The sequence below is a fragment of the Streptomyces coeruleorubidus genome (assembly GCF_008705135.1).
Lineage (GTDB): Bacteria > Actinomycetota > Actinomycetes > Streptomycetales > Streptomycetaceae > Streptomyces > Streptomyces coeruleofuscus.
This window is the reverse complement of record NZ_CP023694.1, coordinates 5212905-5238086: the sequence shown is the minus strand read 5'-3', so window position 1 is coordinate 5238086 and position 25182 is coordinate 5212905. Positions and strand designations below refer to the sequence as shown.

At 72.3% G+C, this 25182-nt stretch carries 19 protein-coding genes; 9 read left to right on the top strand and 10 right to left on the bottom strand.

What is annotated here, in order from left to right; all coding sequences use genetic code 11:
- Window positions 1–21: 21 nt before the first annotated feature.
- A complete protein-coding gene (locus tag CP976_RS24165; protein ID WP_150482261.1) occupies window positions 22–1722 on the top strand; it encodes a bifunctional 3'-5' exonuclease/DNA polymerase in 1701 nt (566 codons plus the stop codon).
- A gap of 18 nt (window positions 1723–1740) precedes the next feature.
- On the opposite strand, the gene CP976_RS24160 is transcribed toward CP976_RS24165, so the two are convergent.
- Complete coding sequence (locus CP976_RS24160; protein ID WP_150485481.1) at window positions 1741–4905, bottom strand: AfsR/SARP family transcriptional regulator; 3165 nt, start codon at window positions 4903–4905, stop codon at window positions 1741–1743.
- A 475-nt stretch (window positions 4906–5380) separates the two neighbouring features.
- Window positions 5381–6274: a glycosyltransferase family 2 protein gene (locus tag CP976_RS24155; protein ID WP_150482260.1), complete on the bottom strand. Its 894-nt coding sequence runs from the start codon at window positions 6272–6274 to the stop codon at window positions 5381–5383.
- Window positions 6275–6482: 208 nt separating this feature from the next.
- Between CP976_RS24155 and CP976_RS24150 the strand changes: the two genes are divergently transcribed.
- The gene (locus CP976_RS24150) at window positions 6483–7364 is read left to right on the top strand and encodes an AraC family transcriptional regulator (RefSeq protein ID WP_150482259.1); all 882 of its coding nucleotides are present in this window, start codon (window positions 6483–6485) and stop codon (window positions 7362–7364) included.
- Window positions 7365–7418: 54 nt separating this feature from the next.
- Here the strand turns inward: CP976_RS24150 and CP976_RS24145 are convergent, their stop codons facing one another.
- Both CP976_RS24145 and CP976_RS24140 read right to left on the bottom strand, forming a co-directional pair.
- Window positions 7419–8882, bottom strand: coding sequence for an amino acid permease (locus CP976_RS24145; RefSeq protein WP_150482258.1), 1464 nt, complete (start codon window positions 8880–8882; stop codon window positions 7419–7421).
- A gap of 292 nt (window positions 8883–9174) precedes the next feature.
- Window positions 9175–10809, bottom strand: a complete 1635-nt coding sequence (locus CP976_RS24140; RefSeq protein WP_229875354.1) for a PucR family transcriptional regulator — start codon at window positions 10807–10809, stop codon at window positions 9175–9177.
- Window positions 10810–10912: 103 nt separating this feature from the next.
- On the opposite strand from CP976_RS24140, the gene CP976_RS24135 reads away from it, so the two are divergent.
- The gene (locus CP976_RS24135) at window positions 10913–11191 is read left to right on the top strand and encodes a hypothetical protein (protein WP_150482257.1); all 279 of its coding nucleotides are present in this window, start codon (window positions 10913–10915) and stop codon (window positions 11189–11191) included.
- Between the two features lie 287 nt (window positions 11192–11478).
- Window positions 11479–14586, top strand: a complete 3108-nt coding sequence (locus CP976_RS24130) for an AfsR/SARP family transcriptional regulator (protein ID WP_425282097.1) — start codon at window positions 11479–11481, stop codon at window positions 14584–14586.
- Between the two features lie 16 nt (window positions 14587–14602).
- On the opposite strand, the gene CP976_RS24125 is transcribed toward CP976_RS24130, so the two are convergent.
- A complete protein-coding gene (locus tag CP976_RS24125) occupies window positions 14603–14815 on the bottom strand; it encodes a hypothetical protein (RefSeq protein ID WP_150482255.1) in 213 nt (70 codons plus the stop codon).
- A 168-nt stretch (window positions 14816–14983) separates the two neighbouring features.
- Between CP976_RS24125 and CP976_RS24120 the strand changes: the two genes are divergently transcribed.
- Window positions 14984–15976, top strand: a complete 993-nt coding sequence (locus CP976_RS24120; protein WP_229875356.1) for a helix-turn-helix transcriptional regulator — start codon at window positions 14984–14986, stop codon at window positions 15974–15976.
- Between the two features lie 28 nt (window positions 15977–16004).
- On the opposite strand, the gene CP976_RS24115 is transcribed toward CP976_RS24120, so the two are convergent.
- Together CP976_RS24115 and CP976_RS24110 are read right to left on the bottom strand one after the other, a co-directional pair.
- Complete coding sequence (locus CP976_RS24115) at window positions 16005–16670, bottom strand: response regulator transcription factor (protein ID WP_150485478.1); 666 nt, start codon at window positions 16668–16670, stop codon at window positions 16005–16007.
- A gap of 24 nt (window positions 16671–16694) precedes the next feature.
- On the bottom strand, window positions 16695–17966 hold the full coding sequence (locus CP976_RS24110) for a sensor histidine kinase (RefSeq protein WP_150482254.1): 1272 nt from the start codon (window positions 17964–17966) through the stop codon (window positions 16695–16697).
- A gap of 173 nt (window positions 17967–18139) precedes the next feature.
- On the opposite strand from CP976_RS24110, the gene CP976_RS24105 reads away from it, so the two are divergent.
- Window positions 18140–18778: a DedA family protein gene (locus CP976_RS24105; RefSeq protein WP_150482253.1), complete on the top strand. Its 639-nt coding sequence runs from the start codon at window positions 18140–18142 to the stop codon at window positions 18776–18778.
- Here CP976_RS24105 and CP976_RS24100 read toward each other — a convergent pair.
- Complete coding sequence (locus tag CP976_RS24100) at window positions 18762–19544, bottom strand: thioesterase II family protein (RefSeq protein ID WP_150482252.1); 783 nt, start codon at window positions 19542–19544, stop codon at window positions 18762–18764. The genes CP976_RS24105 and CP976_RS24100 overlap by 17 nt on opposite strands.
- A gap of 250 nt (window positions 19545–19794) precedes the next feature.
- Between CP976_RS24100 and CP976_RS24095 the strand changes: the two genes are divergently transcribed.
- The 3 genes from CP976_RS24095 to CP976_RS24085 all read left to right on the top strand — a co-directional run bounded on the left by CP976_RS24095 (window position 19795) and on the right by CP976_RS24085 (window position 23785).
- Complete coding sequence (locus CP976_RS24095) at window positions 19795–20553, top strand: ABC transporter ATP-binding protein (protein ID WP_150482251.1); 759 nt, start codon at window positions 19795–19797, stop codon at window positions 20551–20553.
- Window positions 20547–23048, top strand: a complete 2502-nt coding sequence (locus tag CP976_RS24090) for an ABC transporter permease (RefSeq protein ID WP_150482250.1) — start codon at window positions 20547–20549, stop codon at window positions 23046–23048. Before CP976_RS24095 ends, CP976_RS24090 begins: the two co-directional genes overlap by 7 nt.
- Window positions 23049–23179: 131 nt before the next feature.
- Window positions 23180–23785 (top strand): class I SAM-dependent methyltransferase, encoded by a 606-nt coding sequence (locus CP976_RS24085; protein WP_150482249.1) that lies wholly within the window; start codon window positions 23180–23182, stop codon window positions 23783–23785.
- A gap of 83 nt (window positions 23786–23868) precedes the next feature.
- On the opposite strand, the gene CP976_RS24080 is transcribed toward CP976_RS24085, so the two are convergent.
- Both CP976_RS24080 and CP976_RS24075 read right to left on the bottom strand, forming a co-directional pair.
- Window positions 23869–24855 carry a TauD/TfdA family dioxygenase gene (locus CP976_RS24080; protein WP_150482248.1) on the bottom strand — a complete coding sequence of 329 codons (987 nt, stop codon included), beginning with the start codon at window positions 24853–24855 and terminating at the stop codon, window positions 23869–23871.
- A 7-nt stretch (window positions 24856–24862) separates the two neighbouring features.
- Window positions 24863–25093, bottom strand: a complete 231-nt coding sequence (locus tag CP976_RS24075) for a hypothetical protein (RefSeq protein ID WP_150482247.1) — start codon at window positions 25091–25093, stop codon at window positions 24863–24865.
- Between the last annotated feature and the right edge of the window lie 89 nt (window positions 25094–25182).

Here is a 25182-nt window from a genome sequence, read left to right as displayed (position 1 = left end):
CCCCCCTGTCACACTCCCAGCATGGCCGACCGGTGGGCTCTCGCTCCGGCCGAGGACGGTGGCGTGGACGTCGCCCCCCTCGGTCCGGACGGGCTGCCCGCCGGGCCGGTGCGGCGGGAGGCGGATCCCGCCGAGGCCGTGCGGAGCCGTCCGGGTGTCGCGCGGTGGGTGTGGCGGTCCACCGCCGAGGTCTACCCGCGCCTGCTCGCCACGGGGGTGCGAGTCGAGCGGTGCTACGACATCGAGACCGCCGAGACGCTCCTCCTCGGCCACGAGGGGCGGTACGGGGAACCACGCTCGGCCGCGGCCGCCCTGGCCCGGCTGCGCGGCGGCCCCGTACCGCCCGATCCGCCGCAGCGCTCCGCCGAACCGGGCTCCCAGTCCTCACTGTTCGAGCCGCAGGGCGTCCACCTGCCCCTGCCGGACCTCCTCGCGGTCTACGCCGAGCAGCAGCAACGGCACGAACGGGCCGGGCACCCCGACCGGATGCGCCTGCTGACGGCCGCCGAGTCCGCGGGCATGCTGGTAGCCGCCGAGATGAACCGCGCCGGGCTGCCCTGGAGCACCGACGTGCACCGCGCGGTGCTGCACGACCTGCTGGGCGAGCGGTACGCGGGCGGTGGCGAACCACGCCGCCTGGCCGAACTCGCCGACGAGGTGTCCACCGCGTTCGGCCGCCGGGTCCGCCCCGACCTGCCGGCCGACGTGATCAAGGCCTTCGCGCAGGCCGGCATCAAGGTCTCCTCGACCCGCCGGTGGGAGATCGAGTCCGTCGACCACCCGGCCGTGAAGCCCCTGATCGAGTACAAGAAGCTGTACCGCATCTGGGTCGCCCACGGCTGGTCCTGGCTCCAGGACTGGGTGCGCGAGGGCCGGTTCAGGCCCGAGTTCCTGGCGGGCGGGACGGTGACCGGGCGCTGGGTGACCAATGGCGGGGGCGGGCTGCAGATCCCCAAGGTGATCCGGCGGGCCGTGGTCGCCGACCCCGGCTGGCGGCTCGTCGTCGCCGACGCCGACCAGATGGAGCCGCGCGTCCTCGCCGCGATCTCCCGCGACCCCGGCCTGATGGAGGTGGCCGGCCGGGAGAGCGACCTGTACCAGTCCGTCTCCGACCGCGCCTTCTCCGGCGACCGCGATCAGGCCAAACTCGCCGTGCTCGGCGCCGTCTACGGCCAGACCTCCGGCGACGGCCTGAAGAACCTCGCCGCGCTCAGACGCCGCTTCCCGCGTGCGGTGGCGTACGTCGACGACGCGGCCCGCGCCGGGGAGGAGGGCCGGCTCGTGCGGACGTGGCTCGGCCGGACCTGCCCGCCGGCGGCCCGGGGGACGGACGACGCGACCGAGGAGGCGGGCATCCCGGCCGCGTCGGCCGTTCCGGAGGACGAGCAGTCCGACGGCGGGCAGTGGGTCCCCGGCTACGCCTCCACCAACGCCCGCGCCCGCGGCCGCTTCGCCCGCAACTTCGTCGTCCAGGGCAGCGCCGCCGACTGGGCCCTGCTGCTGCTCGCCGCGCTGCGGAAGGCTTGCGCGGGCATGGCGGCCGAGCTGGTCTTCTTCCAGCACGACGAGGTGATCGTGCACTGCCCCGAGGAGGAGGCGGCCGCGGTGGTGACGGCGATCCGCGAGGCGGCGGCCGTGGCCGGACGGCTGACCTTCGGGGAGACGCCGGTGCGGTTCCCGTTCACGACGGCGGTGGTGGAGTGCTATGCGGACGCCAAGTAGCTCGCCGAGCAGCCGGTGTCAGTCCGTGGGAGCGAGCAGCTCGCGGAGTTCCGCGACCACCGTGTGCTCGTCGGTCCCCTCCAGCACCGCGAGAGCCGAGCGCCACTCCTCGTGCGCCTCGCCGACGTGCCCCCGCTCGCTGAGCAGCAGCCCGTGCTGGTGGCGGGCGAGAGCGCCGGTATAGCCGTCGGCACGGGCGTCGGCCCGGTCCAGCAGCTCGGCGCACTCGCGAGTGGCCCGCTCGGTGCGGCCCAGCAGACGCAGCGCGCGGACGTGACCGAGCCGGGTCTGGGACTCGCCGTGCCAGTCGCCGTGACCGCCGAGAATGCGCAGGCTCTCCTCGAAGTGCGGGAGGGCGGCGGCCGGTTCGCCGAGCCGCAGATGGGCGTATCCGATGTTGCAGTGCGCGGTGTGCCGCACGATCACGGCGCCGATCTCGTCCCCCAGGGCGAGCGAACGCCGGTGCTGCTCGATGGCGGCCCGCGGGTCGGTGTGCTCGTAGAGGTTGCCGAGGTGGCCGCGGGTGACGGCCTCGCCGTACGGGTCGTTCAGCCGCCGTGCGTACTCCAGGCTCCGGGTCAGCGCCTCGCCTGCCTCGGCGTACCGGCCGAGCCCGTCGAGCAGCAGACCGCGGTTGTTGAGGCAGCGGCGGATCCAGGACGGGTCGTCGAGCCGTCGCCAGATGGCCAGCGCACGGTCGTTGAGGCCGAGGGCGTCGTTGTGGCGGCCGGTCAGGAAGTGCAGTCCGGCGAGGTCGACCAGCGCGTACGCCTCCGCCGCCTCGTCCCCGAGCCGCCGCGCCACGCCGAGGCCGGCCCGGCCGAGCACCTCCATCTCGGCGACGCGGCCCCTGCGGTGCGCGTGGGGGAGGATCAGCCGCACGAGGGTGGAGACGAGGCCCGCGTGCCGCCGGCACGGGTCGTCCGCGTGCCGCTCGACCAGGGTGACGACGTTCGCCAGCTCCCTGTCGCCCCAGGCGAAGGCCTCCTCGGGGCTGCCGAAGGGGGCGACGGTGTCGACGTGCGCCGCGTGACCGGGCGGCTGGGACGCGGTGGGGCGGCGGCGGTCGTCCTGGTCGGGTCCGGGCTCGACGATCGCGACGAGGACCCGCTCGGCGACGGCGGCGTACCAGCGGAGGGCGGTTTCGGAGGCCTGGGAGTCGTCGCCGTCTCCTAACCCGGCCAGGTCGCAGGCGATTTCGGAGTGGCGGGTGTCGTCCGCGTCCCGCCTGCCGGCCGGTTCGCGAACAGTGCCCGCGCCGTCCCCGTCCCGCCTGCCGCCAGAGACGCCGGAGACGCCGGAGACGCCGGAGCCCTCAACGCCCCACCCTCCGGCCAGCTCACGGGCGAAGTCGCGGACGAGGTCGTGGGGCGCGTAGCGGCCGTAGGCCGGCTCCTGGAGCAGGGCCACGTCGACGAGACGGTCCAGGGCGGCCTCGGTGCGCAGTTCGCCGGTGCCGGTGAGGCGGGCGAGCAGGGGTGCGCCGTACGTGGGCAGATCGAGCGCGCCGATGCGGCGGAGGACGAGGGCCGCGTCCCGGTCGGCCTCGCGCTCGGAGCCCGCCAGCGCGTCGTGCGCGACGGCCAGGGAGCGGCGCACGCTCAGGTCGTCGTATTCGAGGTGCCGCAACCGCCCCTCCGTCTCGGCGAGTTGTCCGGCGAGGACGTCCGGGGTGAGGGCCTGCCGGGCGGCGAGCCGCGCGGCGACGATGCGCAGGGCGAGGGGGAGGCGGCCGGTGAGTTCGACGAGGCGACGGGCGGCGTCGGAGCCGGCCAGTCCGGCACGGCCCGAGGCCGCGACCAGGAGGGCCGCGCTCTCCTCGTCCGACAGCGGGCCGAGCGGAAAGCGGGCGACCCCGTCGAGTGCGGTGAGCGGCGATCGGCTGGTGACGATCACCGCGCACCCTGCACCGCCCGGCAGCAGCGGCCGTACCTGCGCGGCGCTCGCGGCATCGTCCAGTACCAGGAGCGTGCGGGTCGGCGCGAGCAGCGAGCGCAGCAGAGCGGATGCCGCGTCGGGGAGTTCCGGAATGCGGCAGGGGTCGGCACCGAGGTCACGCAGCAGCGCGGTGAGCGCCTGACCAGGGGTGAGAGGGGCCATGCCCGAGGTCGCACCGTGCAGGTCGAGGTAGAGCTGACCGTCGGGGAAACGTTCCGCCAACTCGTGCGCGACGTGCAGCGCGAGCGCGCTCTTGCCGACTCCGGGCATGCCGCTGATGACGGTGGTGGCGGGGGTCGTGGGGGTTGCCGAGAGCGCTCCGGATGTCGTGAGAGTACGGCGCAGGGAGTCGCGTACGGCGGCGCGTCCCGTGAAATGCGCCGGTGCCGAGGGAAGTTGGGCAGGCGGCGGTTGAGCGGGCGAGGGTGACCTCCCCACGACCCCCCGCAACACCTCCACATGCGCCTCCCGCACCCCGGGCCCCGGCTCGATGCCGAGCTGGTCGACCAGTCGGGTGCGCAGATCGCGGTGGACGGCCAGGGCCTCTGCCTGGCGGCCGGTGCGGTGCAGGGCGAGCATGAGCTGGCGGTGGTACGTCTCCCGCAGCGGATACTCGGCGGTCAACGCCGCGAGTTCCGGTACGAGCCCCTCGAGACGCGGGCCGCCCAGCGCCAACTCGGCGTCGTAGCGCCACTCCAGAAGCAGCAGCCGTCCCTCGCGCAGCCGCCGCGCGAAGGCGTACCCGCCCACCTCGGTCGGCAGCCCGGCGAGCGGCGCGCCCCGCCACAGCGCGAGCCCGGCGGCGCACTCACGCACGACGCGCTCCCAGTCCTGCCCGGCGTGCGCGGCACGCGCCGCGGCGACATGGGCGTCGAACACATGGACGTCCAGCTCACCCTCGTCGACCCGCAGGACATACCCGGACGGCACGGTCCGCAGCCGTTCGGGATCGTCCAGCAACCGCCGCAACCGCGCTACGTGGTTGTGCAGCGAGGCCTGGGCGGAAACGGGCGGTGCCCCGCCCCACAGCGCCTCCCGGAGCGACTCGACGGAGACGACCCGTCCGGCGTCGAGCAGCAACGCGGCCAGCAGCACACGGGACTTGGGACTTGCGACACCCCGGGCTTCGCTCCGGCCGCCCCCGCTGACGTCGTAGTACAGCACCGGGGGCCCGAGCAGCCCGAACCGCAGCCCGCTCCGCCCTCCGGAACCGTTCTCGCTGCCCGAGCAGGCAGATGCCCCCATCGCGCCCCCGTCTCCCCGTGCCACCGCCCCTTGCCCTTGCCCTTGCCCTTGCCCGTGCCACCGCCCCTTGCCCTTGCCCTTGCCCTTGCCCTTGCCCTTGCCCTTGCCCTTGTGAGATTCCATCCTTGACGAGTTTCCGCCCCCGGGGCAGCGGTTTTCCGCCACCTTCGTCCTCGCGTTCTCCGCCGGAACAGCCCCCGCACCGGCCGTCGTCCGTCATGGTTCGGCGACTTCACGCCAATGGGCAGACGACGCGACGGACAACCGTTGGCCACATGTTAGCCATCGGTTGGCAAACCCTGATGTGATCACTACGTCGGATCTGGCCCGGCGGCGCGCGCGTCTGGACGCGCAACTCGGGGGAGTGTCGCCGCCGCGGCCGGGTCCGGGTCCCGGTCGGCGGAGGTGAACGGCCGGGGCCCCACCAAGCTTCCGGCCACCGAGCGTGTGGCCACTCCGCGAACGCCCCTCGGTCTCAGATGACCGGCGGCCGCCCCAGCCGCGTGAGCCGCCACACCGTGCGCCAGCGCATGGGCCGCCGCTCACCCGCGGACTCCCGTACGCCTTCCACGAACCCGCCGAACCATGCCCGCAGCCCCGCCCGCGACCGGTTGCGCAGGAGGGTGAGCAGCACCCAGACGCCCAGGTGGACGGGCACGAGCGCGAACGGCAGCCGGCGGCGGGCCAGCCAGACCCGGTTGCGGGCGTTCACGCGGTAGTAGATGGCGTGCCGGGCGGGCGAGGTCTTCGGGTGCTGGAGCAGCAGTTCGGGCGCGTACAGGATGCGCCAGCCCGCGTCGGCCGCGCGCCAGGCCAGGTCGGTCTCCTCGTGCGCGAAGAAGAACTCGGCGGGCCAGTCGCCGACCTCGTCGAGCATGGCCATCCGCAGCGCGTGCCCGCCGCCGAGGAACCCGGTGACGTACCCGCCCCGCAGCGGGTCCGAGCTGCCGATCCGGGGCACGTGCCGCTGCTGCGTCCCGCCCAGCTCGTCGGCGATGCGGAAGCCGACGATGCCGAGCCGGTCGTCGGCGGCGTACAGCTCCCGCACGCGGCGCAGCACGTCGGCGTCGACGAGCAGCCCGTCGTCGTCCAGATCCACCACGACGTCGATGTCGCCGAACTCCCGCAGCCGCGCGAGGGCCGCGTTCCGCCCGCCCGGGCAGCCGACGTTCTCGTCGAGCTCGATCGGGGTGACCTCACCGGGCAGCGACAGCCGCCGGGCGAACTCGGGCAGCGGGCAGCCGTTGCCGACGACCACGATCCGCTCGGGCGGCACGTCCTGCTTGGCCACGGACCTCAGCAGGGCGTCGACCTCGTCGGGCCGGTTGCCCATGGTCACCACGGCGACGGCGATTCTGGGCGCCCGCATGTCCTCACCTCGTCCTGGTCGGCAACTGACGGGTTGACGGGCGATGCTAGCCGTTCACGATAAGGACCCTTCAAGTACGCCTGCCGGACGGCGATGCGCCTACGCCGTTCAGCGGAGGCGGCACCCGACCGGAACGGGCACAGGATGTCGGGTGCGGCAGGGTGCCCGCTGCCTAGCGTGGTGATCACGAAAGAGGAAGGAACCGGGCGTGCTGGAGCGGCTCAACCAGGCGATGGAGCACATCGAGCGCCACCTCGACGAGTCCGTGGACGTCGCCGAGCTGGCGCGGATCGCGACCACGTCGGAGTACCACCTGCGCCGGATGTTCTCCGCGCTGGCAGGCATGCCCCTGTCGGAGTACATCCGGCGCAGGCGGCTGACGGTCGCGGGCGCGGAGGTGCTCGCGGGCGGCGAGACGCTGCTGGAGATCGCGGTGCGCTACGGCTACGGCTCGGGCGAGGCGTTCGCACGGGCGTTCCGTGCGATGCACGGCACAGGTCCGGGCGAGGCCCGGCGCACCGGCGCCGCGCTCGTCTCCCAGCCCCGGCTGACCTTCCGCCTCACCGTCGAAGGGAGCACCAGCATGCAGTACCGAGTAGTGGACCGCCCGGCGTTCACGGTCGCCGGCTTCAAGACCCGTGTCCCGCTCGTGCACTCGGGCCCGAACCAGGCGATCATCGACTTCGTCCGGGGCCTCGGCAAACAGGCCCTGGAGCAGCTCGGAAAGCTCTCGGACCAGGAGCCGCACGGCATCGTCGCGGTCTGCGACGACCTGGACCCGAGCCGCGCCGAGGGCACCGAGCTCGACTACTACCAGGCGGTGATCACCGCGGCGTCCGCCCCGTCGGACGTCCCGGCGGGCGTCACCACCCTGCCCGTCCCGTCCGGCACCTGGGCGGTCTTCACCACGTCCGGCCCGGCACCGCAGGCCATCCAGGAACTGTGGCGCGACGTGTTCACCGAGTGGTTCCCGTCCAACCCGTACCGCAGCCGCCCCGGTCCGGAGATCCTGCGGACCGACCTCTCGGCGGACGGCACGAAGGCGGACGCCGAGCTGTGGCTGCCGGTGGAACGGGAGTCCACCCGCTGAACACCGAACCCCGGGCCGGAGTCGATCCGGCCCGGGGTTCCAGCGGAGCCGCGGCTACCGCGGCGCGACCGGCTCCGCGGTGTCCTTCCGGCGGGACCGCTCCCGGACGAACGAGATCGCGATCACGACCGCGGCGACGAGCACCGAGAGCAGCACCTGGCTGCGGCCGCCGCCCTCCTTGTCGTCGGTGAGCATGTAGAGGAGCACGAACCCGATCATCGCGATCGTCGCCCACGTCAGATAGGGGAACAGCCACATCCGGACGACGAGCTTCTCCGGGCTCTCGCGCAGGATGATCCCCCGCATCCGCAGCTGCGAGAAGCAGATGACCAGCCACACGAAGAGCGCGACGGCGCCCGAGGAGTTCAGCAGGAACTGGAAGACCGTGTCCGGCCACAGGTAGTTGAAGGCGACCGCCACGAAGCCGAAGACCACGGATGCCAGGATCGCGGCCTGCGGGACACCTCGCGTGTTGGTCCGTACGAAGGACCGCGGGGCGTCGCCGCGCTGCCCGAGGGAGAAGGCCATCCGGGAGGCGGTGTAGAGGCCGGAGTTGAGACAGGACAGCACGGCGGTCAGCACGATGAAGTTCATGATCTCGCCGGCGTGCGGGATGCCGATCGAGTCGAGGGCCGCGACGTACGAGCCCTTCTTCTCGATCGCGGGGTCGTTCCACGGCAGCAGGGCGACCACGACGAGGATCGAACCGACGTAGAAGACGCCGACCCGCCAGATCACGCTCCGGGTGGCCTTGGCCACCGCCCGCTGCGCGTCCGAGGACTCACCGGCGGCGAGGGTGACGATCTCGCTGCCCATGAAGGAGAAGACGACCAGCAGGATGCCGGTGAGGATCGCGCCCGGCCCGTTCGGCAGGAAACCGCCGTGCTCGGTGAGGTTCCCGAATCCTGTCGCGGCATGGTCGGAGCCGGGCAGCACACCGAAGATCGCCAGTCCGCCGAGAACGATGAAGCCCGTGATGGCGACGACCTTGATGCCGGCGAACCAGAACTCGAACTCGCCGAAGGAGCCGACGGAGGCCAGGTTCGTGGCGGTGAGGACCGTCATCACGATCAGGGCCCAGGCCCACTGCGGTACGGCCGGTACCCATCCTTCGAGGATGACGGCGCCCGCGGTCGCCTCCACGGCGAGTACGACGACCCAGAAGAACCAGTACAGCCAGCCGATCGAGAACCCGGCCCAGCGGCCGAGCGCCCGGTCCGCGTAGGCCGAGAAGGACCCGGAGGTCGGGTTGGCCGCGGCCATCTCGCCGAGCATCCGCATCACGAAGACGACGAGGGCGCCGACCAGTGCGTAGGACACCAGGATGCCGGGCCCGGCGGCGGCGATACCGGAGGCGGAGCCCACGAAGAGACCGGCACCGATCACACCGCCGATGGCGATCATGGACAGATGGCGGTTCTTGAGACCGGCCTGGAGACCTGCCTGCTGCTCCGGAGGCTGACCACTGGTGGATCGAGCGGTATCAGGGGCCAGTGAATCGGGGGGACGTGTAGTCATGTCGACATCCATGGGGTCGTTGGGAGTGCCGTGCTGTGCGTCAGAGGGACGGCCGGGGCACTGACGATTCCCGGAAGCGTTCACGGTGCGGTTCGCGGATTCCGGATGCCGTGCTGGTGATGGGGTCGTCACCGCACGTCCGCGTTTCGCTCCGTCTCCTCGTGGGAGGTGGGCCGCATCACTTGCGGAAATGGATTTGCGCAAGCGTATGGGGGGTCATGGGGCCAAATGTTTGTGAAGGCTGAACAAACTCGGCCTCGATGGCTGTACGACCGGCCAATGCGGAACCGGTTCAGCCGGTGGGCGGCAGCCGCAGCTGGAGCATGGCCAGCAGACGCTGGTCGGGACGGCTGAGATCGAGGCCGGTCAGCTGCTCGGCCCGGCGAAGGCGGTACCGCAGCGTGTTGGGGTGCACATGGAGCTGGGCGGCAGCCGCGCGGATGTCACCGAAGGAGTTCAGGTACGTCAGGAGGGTCTCGGCGAGCCGGCCCTGATGCCGGCTGTCGTGCGAGAGCAGGGCGGTCAGGCGGGGATCCCGTATCTCGGGGCGGGCGGAGAGCAGCGTCAATATCTCGCTGACCAGCACCTCCGCCTGGATGTCCGGCAGCGCGGCGACCGCGACGGTCACTCCGGCGCTCGCCATGGCGTCGAGAATGCGGTCGGCCTCCCGGCGTGACTCGGGGACGTCCCCGAGCCCCGGCACCAGGCAACCGACCGAGCCGCTCAGCGGCAGTCCCAGGTGGCGGCGTGCCGCGTCGGTGATCTCCTGGGTCCAGCCGCGCAGCGTGTCCGTGTCGATGCCGCGGGGCAGCTGGGGCAGGAGCACATAGATACGGGGATCGACCTGGGTGACCAGTGCGCTGCGGTGCCGGGCGGCGATGTGCACGGAGACCAGGTTGGTGACCTCGGAGTGGGTCAGTTCCGGTGCGGCGACGCCCTCCGCGGTCTCGTACGCCTCTGTGGTCCCGTACGAGAATCCCAGCACGGCGGCCGGGCGGGTGGCGTCGAATCCCAGGTGAGTGGCGAGCGGCTGCGGTCCGGTGCTCCCGTCCAGGAGTCCGGCCAGCAGGGTCCGGGTGAGCGTCACGTCGTCCGAGAGCTCCCGGCGCCGGCGTACGAGATGGAGCGCCGCGACCCGGGCGGCGCCCAGCAGTGCCTGGCGCGAGCGTTCGGACAGCGGGATCGAGCCCTCCTGCACCCAGATGGTGCCCAACTGCCGGTCCCCGGACCGGATGGCCACCGCGAGCCGGCGGCGGATGCCCAGCTCGGGGTGGCTGTCGATACCGATCACCTCGTCGCTGGAGTGCAGGTGCTGGAACACGCCCCACTCGCGCAGCTTCGCCAGATACCCTTCCGGTCCCTGCCAGCCGAGGATGGAGCGCCGGCGCAGGTCGTCCGCCTCGTCGGAGTCGGTGGTGCGGGAGTAGGCCAGCACCCGGTTCGCGGCGTCCTCGATGCTGACGATGCCGCTGGTGAGGACGGCGGTGGTCTGGGCGAGAGAGAACAGGTCGCCCTCCTCGGCCCCCATGCCCGGCTCACCCGGCGGTGCGTCGTCGAGGGCGGCCCGGGCCAGCGCGTGCACCTGCTCCCAGCGTGCTTCGCTGCGCAGCGAGAGCAGGGCGACCCCGGCCTCGGCCGCGGCCTCGCTGAGCGCCGCGGCCTGGGCGGGCCCGTCCAGCTTCACCACGACGGCGGCGGCCCCGTCCCGCCCGGCGGCCCGCAGCGCGGGAAAGGCGGCCCGGCCACGGGCACCGATCACGAGAACCAGCTCGTCCGGCTGCGCGGTCGGCGGGTCCTCGGGATCGAGCAGCGAAACCTCACGGATCTCGACGTCCAGCCCGGCGGGAGCCGCCTGCACCTCCACCAACGAGTCGCCCAGCACCATCAGCAACTGACGCAGGCCGATGCGCGCTGCGGGTGGAGACACTGCGGCCGGATCCATGATCGTCGCCTCTGCTGGGAGCCCTGCCGGAGCTTCGATGCTATCCGCAGGGGCGCCGGGCCCCTCCTGCACGGCCCGGACGTGGCTCGTGAGCCGCCGCGCTTGGGGCACCATGCGGTTGCCGGACGTCCACGGCCCACTTGAGCGCGACCTCATGATCATGACGGCTCATGTACTGCGCCGTTATACCGAGCGACTGCTCGAACTGGAACAGATCGATTCCATACGAATCGGCACCAAGTCCCTGTCCTATCGGGCTTACAAGTTCGCCACCGACAACGACGCCGACGAAACGCTCCGACTTTTCTCCGACGTCGTTTCATCCGGCGCGACCAGTGAGAAGCCCAGCCCTCGACGAACTACTTGAGCCCCGCCAAGGAGATCCTCCCGGGCGAGCGCACCGGCCGGTTCCGCCTCGGGGGCTCTCACGATCGGCCCGGTGGAGCGGGAAATCACGCTCTGAGACACCAGAGCCCAGGCCGTCTTCCGTCCGGCCTGGGGCCCGGTGAAGCCCCTGCACCATGCCGCCCACAAAGCGGACCAATGCCGTGAATTGAGCGGAACGAGGACCGCACCGGATACGTCCGGAACACAGTTGACTTCCCCTTCCTTTTCGCGATCATTACATGTGCGGCCCTTCCAATTCCCCAATGCGTGAGGCATGGGGGGCGACGGGGCGAGAAGGCGTCGCACCGCCGACGGGGATGTGAATTCGCTGTGCGCGAGAGGGTGTCGTTCAAGCTGCTCGGACCGCTCGAGGCAGCCGTCGCCGACGAGCCGATCCGGATCAGCAGTGCACGTCAACGATCAGTTTTGGCCACTCTGTTGCTCTCCTGCGACCGGGTCGTCTCGGTCGACAGCCTCACCGAGGCGGTGTGGCAGGGAGACCCTCCGGCCACCGCGCGGAACCAAATCGCCATCTGCATTACCTCGCTGCGAAGAATCTTCCGCGAGGCATCCGTGCCCGCGGAAATGATCGAAACGAGTCACCCCGGCTACGTACTTCACTCCGAGCACTGCTATATCGATCTGAAGGACCTGAACCAGTCGGTGGCGAGAGCCCGAATGGTTGCCGCTCACAATGAACAGGCGGAGGAAGCCGCCAAGTTGTTCGAGCATGCTCTGGCCCTGTGGCGGGGCCCCGCACTCGACGGCCTCTCCGGAGCGCACATCGACGACGTCTCCGGTCAGCTGGCCGAGTTCCGGCTCGATGTGTGCGAGGAGTACGCGGCCCTCCAGCTGAGGTTCGGCCGCCACCAGAAGGTCAGCGCGCAACTGGCGGCGCTCGTGAAGGAGAACCCGCTGCGCGAGCAGGCCCGGGCGCATCTGATGCAGGCCCACCACGTGGCCGGCCGGCGCGCCGAGGCGCTTCAGGTCTACCGCGAAGGACGCCGGGCTCTCGTCGACGAACTCGGCATCGAACCCGGGCCCGTGCTGCAGGAGATGCACCGCCGGGTCCTGCAGGACTCCGACGACTCCGAGCCGCGCTCCGACGCGCCCCCGCCGGCCAGGGCGCCCGCCGCCACCGCCCCGTCCGCGGTCTCGTCCGACCCCACCCCGAGCGTTCCCGCCCAACTGCCGCTCGCCCTCTCCACGTTCACCGGACGCGAGCCGGAGATCGAGGCACTGGAAACGCTGCTGCGCCGCAGCGCCGACGGGTCTGCACCGGCAGTGGCCGTCGTCACCGGGGTGAGCGGCATCGGCAAGAGCGCACTGATCGTGCACTGGGCGAACCAGGTCGCCGACCGCTTTCCCGACGGGCAGCTCTTCATCGACGTACACGGCTACGACAAGTCCAACCGGCCGCTGTCGTCCCTGTCCGTCCTCGACCAGGCGCTCCGCGGGCTCGGGGTGTCCAGCGCGCAGATACCGGCCGGGCTCCAGGAACGCTCCGCGATGTACCGCTCCCTGCTGAACCATCGCAGGCTGCTCGTCATCCTGGACGACGTGCGCTCGTTCCGGCAGATCCAGCCGCTGCTGCCGGGGCGCGGTCGGTGCATCGTGCTGATCACCAGCCGGGATCCGCTGGACGAACTGGTCAGTGACTACGGGGCGGTCCAGATCCAGCTGAACGTGATGACGGCGCACGAGGCCGACCGGATGCTCGCCACCGTGATCGGGCAGGACCGGGTCGCCGCCGAACCCGAAGCCGCGGCGCGCCTCGCGGAGCTGTGCGGGCATCTGCCGCTGGCCCTGCGCATCGCCGCGGGCCGGCTCACCCCGCGCCCTTACCGGTCGCTGCAGAGGCTCGCCGCCCGCCTGGAGGACGGAGCGGGCCGGCTCGACGTGCTCAGCCCCTCCGACGGCGGGGTGCGGGCCGGATTCTGGCTCAGCTACCGGGAGTTGTCGCCCGAGGCGGCCGTGCTGTTCAGGCGCCTCGCGCTGCTGCCGGTGGAGGGGTTCGCCGCGTGGGCGGGCGCCGCCGTGCTCGACGTGAACCTGATGAAGGCCGAGGACCTGCTCGAACAGCTCGTGGACGCCCAGCTCCTCGAACTGTGCCTGACGCAGACCGGACCGGCGGCCCGGTTCCGCTTCCATGAGCTGCTGCGTCTGTTCGCATGGGAGCGCGCCCACGACGAGGACTCCGACCAGGATCGCGCGGACGCCCTGGAGCGCGCCTACGGCACCCTGCTCACGCTCGCCGGATCCGCGCACCAGCTCCTCTACGGGGCCGGGCACTTGCCCCGTCACTCGGCCCGGCTCGCCCACGAGCTGCCGGTGGACGCGGTCACCGAGCTGCTCGCCGACCCGCTGGAGTGGTTCGAGTCGGAACGGGGCACCATCCTCGCCATGGTGGGCGCGGCGGCACGGCACGACGCCGCCGCCGCCCACGCATGGGAACTCACCGCGCGCGCCATGCCGCTGTTCGAGATGCGCAACTACCAGGAGGACTGGCAGCAGGCCGCACAGAGCGCCCTGGAGAGCGCCCGGCGGGCCGACGACGCCTTCGGCGCCACCGTCATGCTGCGCTCACTCGGCTCGCTCGCCATCTACCAGCGCCGTTACCAGGACGCCGACGGCCTGCTCACCTCCGCGATGGAACTGCTCGACCGGGCCGACGACCCGCACGAGCGGGCGGTGGTGCTGCGCAATCTCGCCCTGTGCGCCCGTTTCCGCGGTGACCTCGACGGCGCGGCCGATCACTGCCGGGCCGCGCTCACCCGCTTCCGGGAGACCGACGACCCGGTCAGCGCCGCGCACGCCCTCGGCCTGCTGGCGCAGATCGAGCTGGAGCGCGGTGACAACGACACCGGGATCGCGCTGACCCGGCAGGCCATCACGGCCAGTTCCGAGAGCGGGTCGGTGCGCGGCCGGGCCCAGAACGTCTACCGGCTGGCCGAGGCGTATCTGCGCATCGGCGATCTGCGCCAGGTGATCGGGACCTGCCAGGAGGTCATCGAGCTCACCCGGGCCCAGGGCGACCGGCTGGGCGAGGCGTACGCGCTGCGCGCGCTGGGCGAGGCCCAGTGGCGCCAGGAGCTGTACGACGCCGCGGAATCCACCCTGGCTGAGGCGTTCACGGCCGCCGAGGACGTCGGGGACCGGTTCCTGCAGGCACGTATCGAGACCGACCGGGCCTGCTCCGAGGCCCTGCGGGGCGACGCCGCGGCGGTGGACCGGCTGCGGCGGGCCCATCAGGCCTTCACCGTGCTGTCGGCGTCCTCCTGGCAGGAACGCACCGCCCGGCTCGTCGACGTCGTCGGCAATGCCTCCGCCGAGGGCCGGCCGGTGCCGCTGAAGCGCCTCCTGGCCACCCGGTGACATCGGCCTGTCCGGACTACTTGGTCCAGGGCAGGTCGCCGTCGTCCAGAGTCCCGTCCAGCGCCCCGCCCACCAGGGAGGTCACCTCCGTCACGGCGGTGCCGGGGCTGGGGCTGGGGCCGGGGCCCGTCCAGGGCAGGTCGTCGGCGCCGGCCGTACCGCTCATCAGCGCGATGTTGACCGCGACCGCACCGAGCACCGACACGACGAAACCTGTCTTCTTCTGCATGTCCTGGAATCCCCTCCGTCGCTGAACTCTTCAGCTGCCACAGACGGTACCCCAGCGAATGATCACCGCTATTTCTCCTCGATTTCTCGCGCCTCCGGCCGGAGAAAATGAGCCGACATGACCGCGGGCTAGGGTCGGCTCCGAAGTCGACAGCGGAGGGGGACCAGCGTGCTCAAGGAGATCGGCGTCGGGATGGATGCGGAACGCGCCTACCGCGCTCTGCTGAGACAGCCGGGCGCGAGCCCGCAGGACATGGCGGAGCAGCTCGGATGGCCGCTCGACCGGGCCACCGGCGCCCTCGGCGAGCTCGCCGAACTGGCTCTCGTGCAGTCGTCGCAGGAACACCGCGGAGGCACGCGGGCGGTGGATCCGGAATTGGGCCTGAGGTCGCTCGTCCAGTTCCAGGAGCGGGAATTGCTCAAACTCCAGCTGTCGCTCTCCGAGAGTAAATTGGCGGCCGAAAAGCTCATCTCCGAATACCGGCGCGGAGCCCGTACCGAGGAAATCGATTCGGTACAGCTCGCCCAGGGTCCCGATGCGATCCAGGCGTGCATCGAAAAGGTGAGCCAGGAGTGCCGCGAGGAGGCCGAGGCGCTGCTGCCCGGCGGTGCGCAGCCGGCCGACAGGCTGCACGCGGCGAGGCCGCTCGACCAGATGCTGCTGGAGCGGTCCGTGCAGGTGCGGTGCGTCTACGCGCACAGCATCCGCAACGACCGGCCGACCACCGAGTACGCGCAGTGGCTGAGCGAGCAGGGCGGGCAGGTCAGGACCGCGCCGCAGCTACCGCTCAGGATGGTGATCTGGGACCGGAGCAAGGCCCTGGTGCCGCTCGACCCGGACCAGCCCGACCGGGGTGCGTTCCTGCTGTCGAGCCCTGGGCCGGTGGCCGCGCTGCGCGCCCTGTTCGAGCAGGTGTGGCGGCAGTCGTCACAGTTCGGCCAGGAGCGGCCGCCGGGCCGGGCGCGGGAGCTGAGCGACGAGGAGAGCGCGGTGCTTGGCCTCATGGCGGGCGGGCTCACCGACGAGGTGATCGCCCGTAAGCTCGGGGTCTCCGTGCGCACGAGCCGGCGGATCACCGCCGAGCTGATGACCAAGCTCGGCGCCCGCAGCCGCTTCCAGCTCGGGGCCGTCGCGGCGCAGCGCGGCCTGCTGACGGTCTAGCCGGTCCCGGCGGCCCGGGACAGCACACCTATGCGGTTTCCACTCCGGGCCGGCCGCGCAGATACGCGAGGACCGCGAGGACCCGGCGGTTGGTCGTGTCGTCGAGGGAGAGGTCGAGCTTGGTGAGGATGGACCCGAAGTGCTTGCTGACGGTGCCCTCGCTCACCACCATGGCCGCGGCGATCGACGCGTTGGACTTGCCCTCCGCCATCAGCGCGAGCACCTCCTGCTCCCGCGCGGTGAGCCGGGCCAGCGGGTCGCGCCGGTGCCTGATCAGCTGGCGCACCACCTCGGGGTCGACGACGGTGCCGCCCTCCGCGACCCGGTGCACCGCGTCGACGAACTCCTCGACGTGGCCGATCCGTTCCTTGAGGAGATAGCCCACCCCGGTGCCGTCGGAGGAGTCGAGCAGGTCCTCGGCGTAGGACCGCTGGATGTACTGGCTGAGGACGAGGATCGGCAGTCCGGGCCGGCGGCGGCGCAGGGCGATGGCGGCACGCAGGCCCTCGTCGGAGAAGCCGGGCGGCATCCGTACGTCGGTCACCACGATGTCGGGCTCGTGCGCGGCGACCGCCTCGGTGAGCTCGTCCGCGGAACCGACCGCGGCGACCACCTGGTGCCCGAAGCGCTCCATGAGGCCGACGAGTCCTTCGCGGAGCAGGACACTGTCCTCGGCCAGCACGATGCGCAGCATCAGTTCCTCAATCATGCGGTCGTATCAGGGGGTTGAGCAGGGTACCAAGAGGCGGAACACGGTGGGCCCGCCGGGCGGACTGGACACCAGCAGGCGGCCGTCGAGGACCGAGACGCGATCGGCGACGCCCTGCAGGCCCGTCCCCCGCCCGGTGTCCGCGCCCCCGTGACCGTCGTCCTCGACCTCCACGGCCAGTTGCCCGTTCTCCAGGCCGCCCCGCACCACGGCCCTGCTCGCGCCGCTGTGCTTGGCGACGTTGGCGAGGGCCTCGCTGATAGCGAAGTACACGGCCGTCTCGATCGCCTCCGGGGGCCGGACCGGCAGGTCGAGGTCCACGTCGACGGGGATCGTCGAGCGGTCCGCCAGATCCTCCACGGCCGCCACCAGGCCCCGGTCGGTGAGGACTTGGGGGTGGATGCCGCGGATCAGCTCCCTGATCTCGACGAGGGCGGTGGCCGCCTCGTCCTGCGCCTTGGCGAGCAGCGGGCCGAGCGGGCCGTCCGCCGCGTCGAGGCGGGCCAGGCCGAGCGTCATGGACAGGGCGACGAGCCGCTGCTGCGCCCCGTCGTGCAGATCGCGCTCGATGCGGCGCCGCTCCGCTTCGAAGGCGTCCACGAGACGGACCCGGGAGCGGCCCAGCTCCTTGATCTTCGAGTTCAGTTCGCCGGTCGGCGAGGCCAGCAGGAAGCGGGTCAGTGCGGCCCGGCCCGCGGCGATCGCGCCGAGCGGGTAGGCGAAGACGGGCATCAGCAGCAGCCCGGCGAGCGCCGCCGAGAGCGCCCCGGGCCAGCTGTCCACGATCCACATCTTGAGGACCCGTGCCTCCTCGCCGTCGACCGCCAGCATCACCGGCGTCGCGAGCAGCCCGCCGCACACGAGGAGGACGGAGCCCACGACCAGCGCTTCGAGGGGCCACAGCAGGAAGCCGAAGAGCACCGCGTAGCCCAGCTCGCGCCAGGTGGCGCGTTCCTGGAGCCGGGTGCGCAGCCAGGCGGTGAGGCCGGTGCGGTCGGGTTCGCGGTGCGGATCGGCGAGCGGCTCGCTGTCGATCAGACGCAGCCGGCTGCGCTCGACCGAGGCCAGCGGCACCCCGGTGAGGACGAGGACGAGCAGCAGCGGAAGTCCGACGACGACCACGGTGAGCACGCTGCCCGCGACGGCGAGCAGCACGAGCGTGAGCAGGGTGATCAGGCCGAGGACCGCACTGCTGAGCAGGTACAGCGCAGCGCGCCAGGGCCAGCCGCTGCGTACGTAGTGGCGCAGGTGGAGCCGGGTCCAGATCGTCGGGGGGTGCATGCGCCGCACGTTATGAGACCTTTCCGGCCCGGACCACCCAGCTAGCTCCACCATCGGGGTGGGCACCGGCTACCGGCCGGGACTGGGCCCAGCTGCGATGTGCAGGGGCGCCCCCGCGCGGTCTGCTGTAAGGGCTCCGGACGACGGGGCGACGGCACTGCGAGAGGACCGAAATGGCCTGGATCCAGGAACAGTTGGCGGCTGTGCCCGTGTGGCTGACGCTGCTGATCGTCTTCCTGCTTCCCATGGCGGAGCCGGCGCTCCCTCTGCTCGGCATGCTGTTCCCTTCGCAGACCGCCCTGATGGCGAGCGGCGTGCTCGCGCACCACGGCGCGCTGCCGCTTCCCGCCGCGATCGCGATGGCGGTGCTCGGCGCGCTGGCGGGCAATGTGATCGGTCATCTGGTGGGGCGCCGGTGGGGTCCCCGGCTCGTCGCGAACCTGCCGGCCCGGGTGACCGACTCTCCCGGCTACCGCGCGGCGCTGCACACCGTCGGCACCTACAGCGCGCGGGCGGTGCTGCTCGGCCGGTTCAACGCGGTGCTGCGCACGCTGGTGCCGGTGATGTGCGGCACCGTCGGCGTGCCCTGGACCCGCTTCCTCGGCCTGTCCCTGCTCGGCAGCCTGCTGTGGGCGCCCAGTTGTGTGGCGGTCGGAATGATCGCGGGCGGCTCCTGGCAGAAGTGGGGCGGCTCGGGAGTGCTCGCCGCCGGCGGCGCCGTCCTGCTGCTGACCAGCTCCCTTCCGATGCTGCTCTCGTACCTCAGCAGCAGAAAAGCCCAGGCGAACGCCACGCTCACCACCGCTGGTTGAGATAGGTCAGGAGTTCCGCCTCGTGCGGGACGAGGTAGAAGTGGTCGCCGGGAAAGACCCGGTGCTCGTACGTGGATGTGGTCAGGGGCCGCCACGACAGCAGGTCGGCCAGGGAGCAGCCCGGGTCGTCCACGCCGCCGACCGCCGTGACCGGTGCGCGCAGGGGCGCCGGCTCCACGGGCCGGTAGGACTCGATGAGGCGGAAGTCGCCGCGCAGCGAGGGCAGCAGCAGCGGGCGCAGGTCGGGGTCGTCGTAGACGGCGGAGCCGAGGTCCCCCAGGCCCCGGGCCGAGGCGATCAGACTCTCGTCGTCGAGGAGGTGGAGGGTGCCGCCGCGTTCGATGTGCGGGGCGCCGCGCCCTGAGACGACGACGCGCTCGGGCACGATGCCGTGCCGCTCGTCCAGGCGGCGCGCCACCTCGTAGGCGACGGCGGAGCCGAGGCTGTGCCCGAACAGGGCCAGGGGGGCGCCGAGTCCGGGCCCGAGGAGGTCCTCAAGGGCGTCGGTGATGCGGTCGGCGAGCTCCGTCATGGACGCCGCGCAGGGCTCGGCGAGCCGCTCCTGACGGCCGGGGTACTGGGTGGCGAGCAGTTCCACGCCGCGCGGCAGACGGGCCGCCCAGCCGTGGAAGAGGGTCGCCGTGCCGCCCGCGTGCGGGAAGCCGACGAGGCGCAGCCGGACGCTCCCGTCCGTGGCCGGGTAGCGCCGGAACCAGCGGCTCCTGGTCCCCGCCCCCACAACGCCCTCTGCTCCTGCGACGCCCATACGAATCCACCCTCGCCCTCTCGTGGCACGGCCCCTGACGGGCCCTGGTCCCGCCATGATCCGTCGCGCGCGGGCCCGCGGGCGGGGCGGGCGCGGGCAGGACGCTGCCGGTGCAGGTTTTTGCAGCCCTGAGCTCTGCCTTTCCGTGCCGAGTGCAGACATCGTGCACAGGAGGGTGGAGCTACCTCCACCCCCAAGACTCCGTCCCGCTGCGATGTCACCGTCGCGCGGGCCCGATTGAGTGGACACCATGAATCAAGCAGCCGTCCGGCTCCGCTCCGTGACCCGGTCCTACGGGACAGGCGACAACGCCGTCACCGCCCTCGACCAGGTCAGCCTCGACATCCCGCGGGGTACCTTCACCGCCGTCATGGGCCCCTCGGGCTCCGGCAAGTCGACCCTGTTGCAGTGCACGGCGGGGCTCGACCGGCCGACCGGGGGCCAGGTCTTCCTCGGGGAGACCGATCTGACCCGGCTGAGCGAGAAGAAGCTGACGCTGCTGCGCCGGCGGCGCATCGGGTTCGTCTTCCAGGCCTTCAACCTGCTGCCCGCGCTGACCGCCGAGCAGAACGTCGGGCTGCCGCTGCGGCTCGCGGGCCGCCGCCCCAGGCGGTCCGAGGTCCTGAACGTCCTGGAGCAGGTCGGCCTGCGCGAGCGCGCGGGGCACCGGCCCAGCGAGATGTCGGGCGGCCAGCAGCAGCGCGTGGCGCTCGCCCGCGCCCTGGTCACCAAGCCGGAGGTGCTGTTCGGCGACGAGCCGACGGGCGCCCTGGACTCCACCACGAGCCGCGAGGTGCTGACGCTGCTGCGGACGATGGTCGACCGCGGCCAGACGGTGATCATGGTGACGCACGACCCGGTCGCCGCCTCCTACGCGGACCGGGTGCTCTTCCTCGCCGACGGCACGGTCCAGGGCGAGCTGTACACGCCGACGGCGGAGCAGGTGGCCCAGCGGATGACCGCCCTGAGCGCCATCCCGTCGAAGGCGTCGGCGGTGGCGTCGTGCTGAGTCTCGCGCTGCGCGGGATGCGCACCCGCTGGGTCACGTTCGTCGGTTCGTTCGTCGCGCTCGCGCTCGGGGTCGGCCTCATCGCCACCACGGGCCTCGCGCTCGCGGCGACGTTCGACGCGCCGGAGCGGGGCACCGAACGGTTCGCCGAGGCGCGGGTCGTGGTGCAGGGCACGGACGAGGTGAAGGCGGACACCCCGATCGGTGTGCGGACGTCGACGCTGACCAACCCCCGTGCGGTGCCGGAGAAGCTGGCCGCCGAGCTGGCCACGGTGGGCCCCGTCGCCGAGGACCGTACGTTCCCGGTCTCGATGCCGGACGCGGACCGGCGGGTCGGCGCGGACACCGCGCTCGTGGGCCACTCGTGGGCCGTCGCCGCGGCCACGCCGTACCGCCTCACCTCCGGACGCGCCCCCACGGCGCCCGGCGAGGTCGTCGTCACGACCGGGCCCGGCGCGCAGGTGCGCACCGGGGACCGGATCCAGGTCGTCACGCCCGAGGGCGCCGGCACCCGCACCGTGGTCGGCACGGTGCCGGCGGCCGGCTTCGAGTCGGCGGTGTTCTTCACCGCCGCCGAGGCCGCGCGCCTGTCCCCGCGCATCGACCGGGTGACGGTGGACGCCGACCCGGCCGCCGTCCGCGCGGCGCTCGGCACCGGCTCGGGCATGACCGTCCTCGCCGGCGACGACCGGCGGCGCGCCGACCCCGACCCGGACCGCGACAAGGAGGCCCTGGTCTCGGTGAACGCCCTGCTCGGCACGGCGGCCGGCATCACCGCGTTCGTGTCGGTGTTCGTGGTCGCCTCGACGTTCACCTTCGCGGTGGCGCAGCGCAGGCGGGAGTTCGGACTCCTGCGGATGGCGGGCGCGACACCCGGTCAGGTGCGGCGCATGGTCTACGCGGAGGCCCTGGTGATCGGGGTGCTCGCATCGGGCGCGGGGTGCTGGCTGGGCCGGTGGGCCGCGCCGCGGCTCGCCTCGTGGATGTCGGGAGAGGGCCTCGCCCCGACCTGGTTCCGGATCGGTGAGCAGGCCTGGCCGCTCCACGTCGCCTTCTGGACCGGCCTGACGGTGGCCCTGTGCGGCGTCGTCGTGGCGTCCTTCCGCGCGGGCCGGACCGGCCCGACGGCGGCGCTGCGGGAGTCCGCCGTCGACAGCGGCACGATGCCGTGGAGCCGCCTCCTGGTGGCCGCCGCCGTGCTGCTCACGGGCCTCGGCCTGCTGGTGACGGCGCTGGTGGACAACCCCGGCGACGTGCTGAAGCGCAAGACCTACATCACCCAGCCGATGCTGCTCATCGTGGCGATGGCCCTGCTCGCGCCGCTGCTGGTGCGGCCGCTGACCCGGCTGCTGACCTGGCTGCCCGCCCGGCTGCCGGGCGCCGTGGGCATGCTGGCGCGGGAGAACGCGGCGGCCGGGGTGCGCCGGACGGCGGCCGTGGCCGCGCCGGTCATCATCACCGTGGCGCTCGCCTGCTCCCTGATGGGCACGACCGCCACCATCAACGAGGCCAAGGCCGCCGAGGCCCGCACTCAGATGCGGGCCGACTACGTGGTCTCGTCGGGCGACGCGGGCCGGGCGCTGCCCGCCGGGTTCGTCCGGGCGGCCCGTGACGTCCCCGGCGTCACGGTCAGCACGTCCCGCTCGACCGGGGTGACCGTCCTGGAGGAGGGCACCGCCCTCGTCCGCTCCGAGGCCCGCGCCGTCGACAGCGGCACGGACCTGTCCGCGGTGTCCCAACTCCCCGTCGTGGCAGGGAAACTGGCCGACCTCGACGACGGCAGCATCGTCGTCAACGAGGAATGGCTGACCACCCGCGTCGGCGATCGGGTGCCCGTCTGGCTGGGCGACGGCCGCAAGGCGAACCTCAGGATCGCCGCGGTCCTCGGGATCGGCACCGGCAACAACGGCGTGTACCTCACGGCGCGCAACGCCGCCGGCGCGGGCGTCGACCGCGTCGACATCAAGGTCGCCGGCGACGCGGACCGGGCCGCCGTCGACCGGCGGCTGCGCGCGGCGGCCGAGGCGAGCGGCGTCGAGGTGCTCGGCGCCGGGCAGTGGATCGAGGCGCACTACCCGCGCTCCAGCGAGTCCACCCGGCTCGGCCTGCTGATGATCCTGGCCATCGCCCTGGTCTACACGGGCATCGCGCTGGCCAACACGCTGGTCATGGCCACCACGGACCGGGTCCGCGACCTCGCCGCGCTGCGCCTGACGGGCGCGACGAAGCCCCAGGTGCTGCGCCTGGTCGCCGTCGAGTCGGTGATGGTCGTGGTGGTCGGCGCGGTGCTCGGCGCCGCCGTCTCGGCGGTGAACCTGCTCGGCGTCCGCACCGCCCTCGGCCTGCTCGACGTGCGCTCCGCGATCGTGGTGCCCTGGCCTACGGTGGGTGCGGTGATCGCCGCGAGCGCCGTCCTGGCGGTCCTCGCGGCCACCCTGCCCGCGTCGTTCGCCCTGCGCACCCGGCCGGTGGAGCTGGCGGGCATGCGCGAGTAGTCCCGCCGGAGACGCACCGGCCGATCCACCGATCCCTACGAGCCCGAGAGGCACAGAAGTTGACGAGTGAGACCGCGGCACCCGGGTCGTTGTTCAGAGAGTTCCTGCGCAGTCCCCGGCAGGTCGGTGCCATGGCTCCCAGTTCGCGCCGGCTGGCCGCCGAGGTGGCCCTGCCCGTGCCCGAGTCCGGCGACCCGGTGGTCGTCGAACTCGGGCCCGGCACCGGGGCGTTCACCGGAATGATCCAGGAGCTCCTCGGTGGTCGCGGCCATCACCTGGCCGTGGAGATCAACCCGCGGCTCGCGTCGTCGCTCGCCGAGCGCTTTCCGCGCGTGCAGATCCTGAACGACGAGGCGGCCGCGCTGCCGCGGCTGCTCGCCGAGTGCGGATTGGGTGCGGCGGACGCCGTCATCAGCGGGCTGCCCTGGGCCAGCCTGGACCCCACGACGCAGCGCACGACGCTCGACTCCGTACGCCGGGTCCTCGCACCGCAGGGGGCGTTCACGACCTTCGGCTACGTGCACGCGACGTACTTGTCGTCCGCACGGCGCTTCCGGCGCATGCTCGGCTCGTCCTTCGAAGAGGTGGTGCCGGGCCGCACGGTGTGGGGCAATCTGCCGCCGGCGTTCGTCTATCACGCGCGGCGTCCACGCCCCCGCCTGTCGCCCGCGACCATCGATCTCCTCGCCACGCAGGTCGGTGTGCGTGCCGCGGCGAGCACAGGCATGCGCACCTGAATCCCCCGCGGGGCGCATGAGTCCGCCGCCGTACCTGACACAGGTACGGCGGCGGATCCAGGCCGGGGCGGCTCCCCGGGGCGTCAGCCGTCGGACGGCTCGGCCATCGCCACGGCGATCTTGCGCGGGCCGGTGAAGGGCTCACGGGCGTGCGCGGCCAGCATGTTGTCGACGACCAGGACGTCGTGCCGCTGCCAGTCGAAGCGGGTGCTCGCGTCCCGGTAGCACTGGCGCAGGTGAGCGACGACATCGTCGGGAATCGGCGCCCCGTCCCCGTAGTAGGAGTTGGTGGGCAGGTCCTCGGGCGCGAAGATCTCCAGAAGTCCGTCGCGCACATCGGGGGCGACCGTGCTGACGTGGAAGAACGTGATGTGGTTGAACCACACGGTCTCCCCCGTCACCGGGTGCCGGTGCACCGCGTCGCGCACCGCCGTGGTGCGCAGCCCGCCGGCGGTCCACTCCACGTCGATGCCCTTGCCCGCGCAGTACGCGGCGACCCGGTCCTTGTCGTCGGTGTTGAACGCCTGCTGCCACGGCACCCCGAAGTCCTCGTGGAAGTTGCGCACCACACGCCAGCGGCGCCGGGTGAACTCCTCCCGCACATCGGGGTCGATGGCCGCGTGGACGGCGCGGATGTCGGCGAGCGGGGTGGCGCCCAGCGTGTGAGGGGGCTCGATGCAGAAGAAGTACAGGGTCTGCGGCCAGACCGACTGGTACGAGTTCTCGTTGTGCAGGAAGATCTCCTCGTCCGCCGGGTAGTCGGTCGAGGTGTACACCTGCCCCTTGATGGTGGAGCGCGGCGAGGAGCGTTCCGCGTACGTCAGCGGCGGGGTGCCCGACAGGACGTGCACCGAGCCGTTGAAACCGTCGACGCCGTCGACCGCGAAGCCGCGCAGCAGGACCGCGCCGCGCTCGACGAGGGCGGCGCGGACGGCCGCCCGGTGCTGTGCGAGGTACCCGCCGATCTCCACGGAGGGGTCGGGTGCGAGGAAGACCTTGGGGAGATGGCCCGGGAGGTCGACTCCCTGGGCCGGCAGACCGGTCGGGGTGGATATCGCCTGCGTGGTCATGTGATGGTCAGCTCCTGGAGGAGGCGAAGGGTTCGAGCAGGGAACGGGACAGTGCGGATTCCCGGGTGCGCGGGACGCCGGGACCCGCTCGTCCCACGGGCGCGGCAAGCGCCGTGAAGAGGTCGTTGCGGCTCGGCACGTCCTCGATGAGGGGGTCCGGGTCCTCCGGGTGGTTTTCCGTGGACTTGAGATGCGGGGACTTGAGATGTCCGGAGATGCGGACGCCGATCGTCTTCACGACTGCCTCCTTGCGGGTCCAGCACGGATGAGTTCGGACGGGTCACGAGCGACGCGGCGACGGACCCGGGGGGCCGCGCACCGCGTGCG

Coding starts and splice junctions, on each gene's coding strand:
- CP976_RS24165 (WP_150482261.1), top strand. CDS start 22: ATGGCCGACCGGTGGGCTCTCGCTCCGGCCGAGGACGGTGGCGTGGAC.
- CP976_RS24160 (WP_150485481.1), bottom strand. CDS start 4,905: ATGGGGGCATCTGCCTGCTCGGGCAGCGAGAACGGTTCCGGAGGGCGG.
- CP976_RS24155 (WP_150482260.1), bottom strand. CDS start 6,274: ATGCGGGCGCCCAGAATCGCCGTCGCCGTGGTGACCATGGGCAACCGG.
- CP976_RS24145 (WP_150482258.1), bottom strand. CDS start 8,882: ATGACTACACGTCCCCCCGATTCACTGGCCCCTGATACCGCTCGATCC.
- CP976_RS24125 (WP_150482255.1), bottom strand. CDS start 14,815: ATGCAGAAGAAGACAGGTTTCGTCGTGTCGGTGCTCGGTGCGGTCGCG.
- CP976_RS24115 (WP_150485478.1), bottom strand. CDS start 16,670: ATGCTGCGCATCGTGCTGGCCGAGGACAGTGTCCTGCTCCGCGAAGGA.
- CP976_RS24110 (WP_150482254.1), bottom strand. CDS start 17,966: ATGCACCCCCCGACGATCTGGACCCGGCTCCACCTGCGCCACTACGTA.
- CP976_RS24105 (WP_150482253.1), top strand. CDS start 18,140: ATGGCCTGGATCCAGGAACAGTTGGCGGCTGTGCCCGTGTGGCTGACG.
- CP976_RS24100 (WP_150482252.1), bottom strand. CDS start 19,544: ATGGGCGTCGCAGGAGCAGAGGGCGTTGTGGGGGCGGGGACCAGGAGC.
- CP976_RS24095 (WP_150482251.1), top strand. CDS start 19,795: ATGAATCAAGCAGCCGTCCGGCTCCGCTCCGTGACCCGGTCCTACGGG.
- CP976_RS24085 (WP_150482249.1), top strand. CDS start 23,180: ATGGCTCCCAGTTCGCGCCGGCTGGCCGCCGAGGTGGCCCTGCCCGTG.
- CP976_RS24080 (WP_150482248.1), bottom strand. CDS start 24,855: ATGACCACGCAGGCGATATCCACCCCGACCGGTCTGCCGGCCCAGGGA.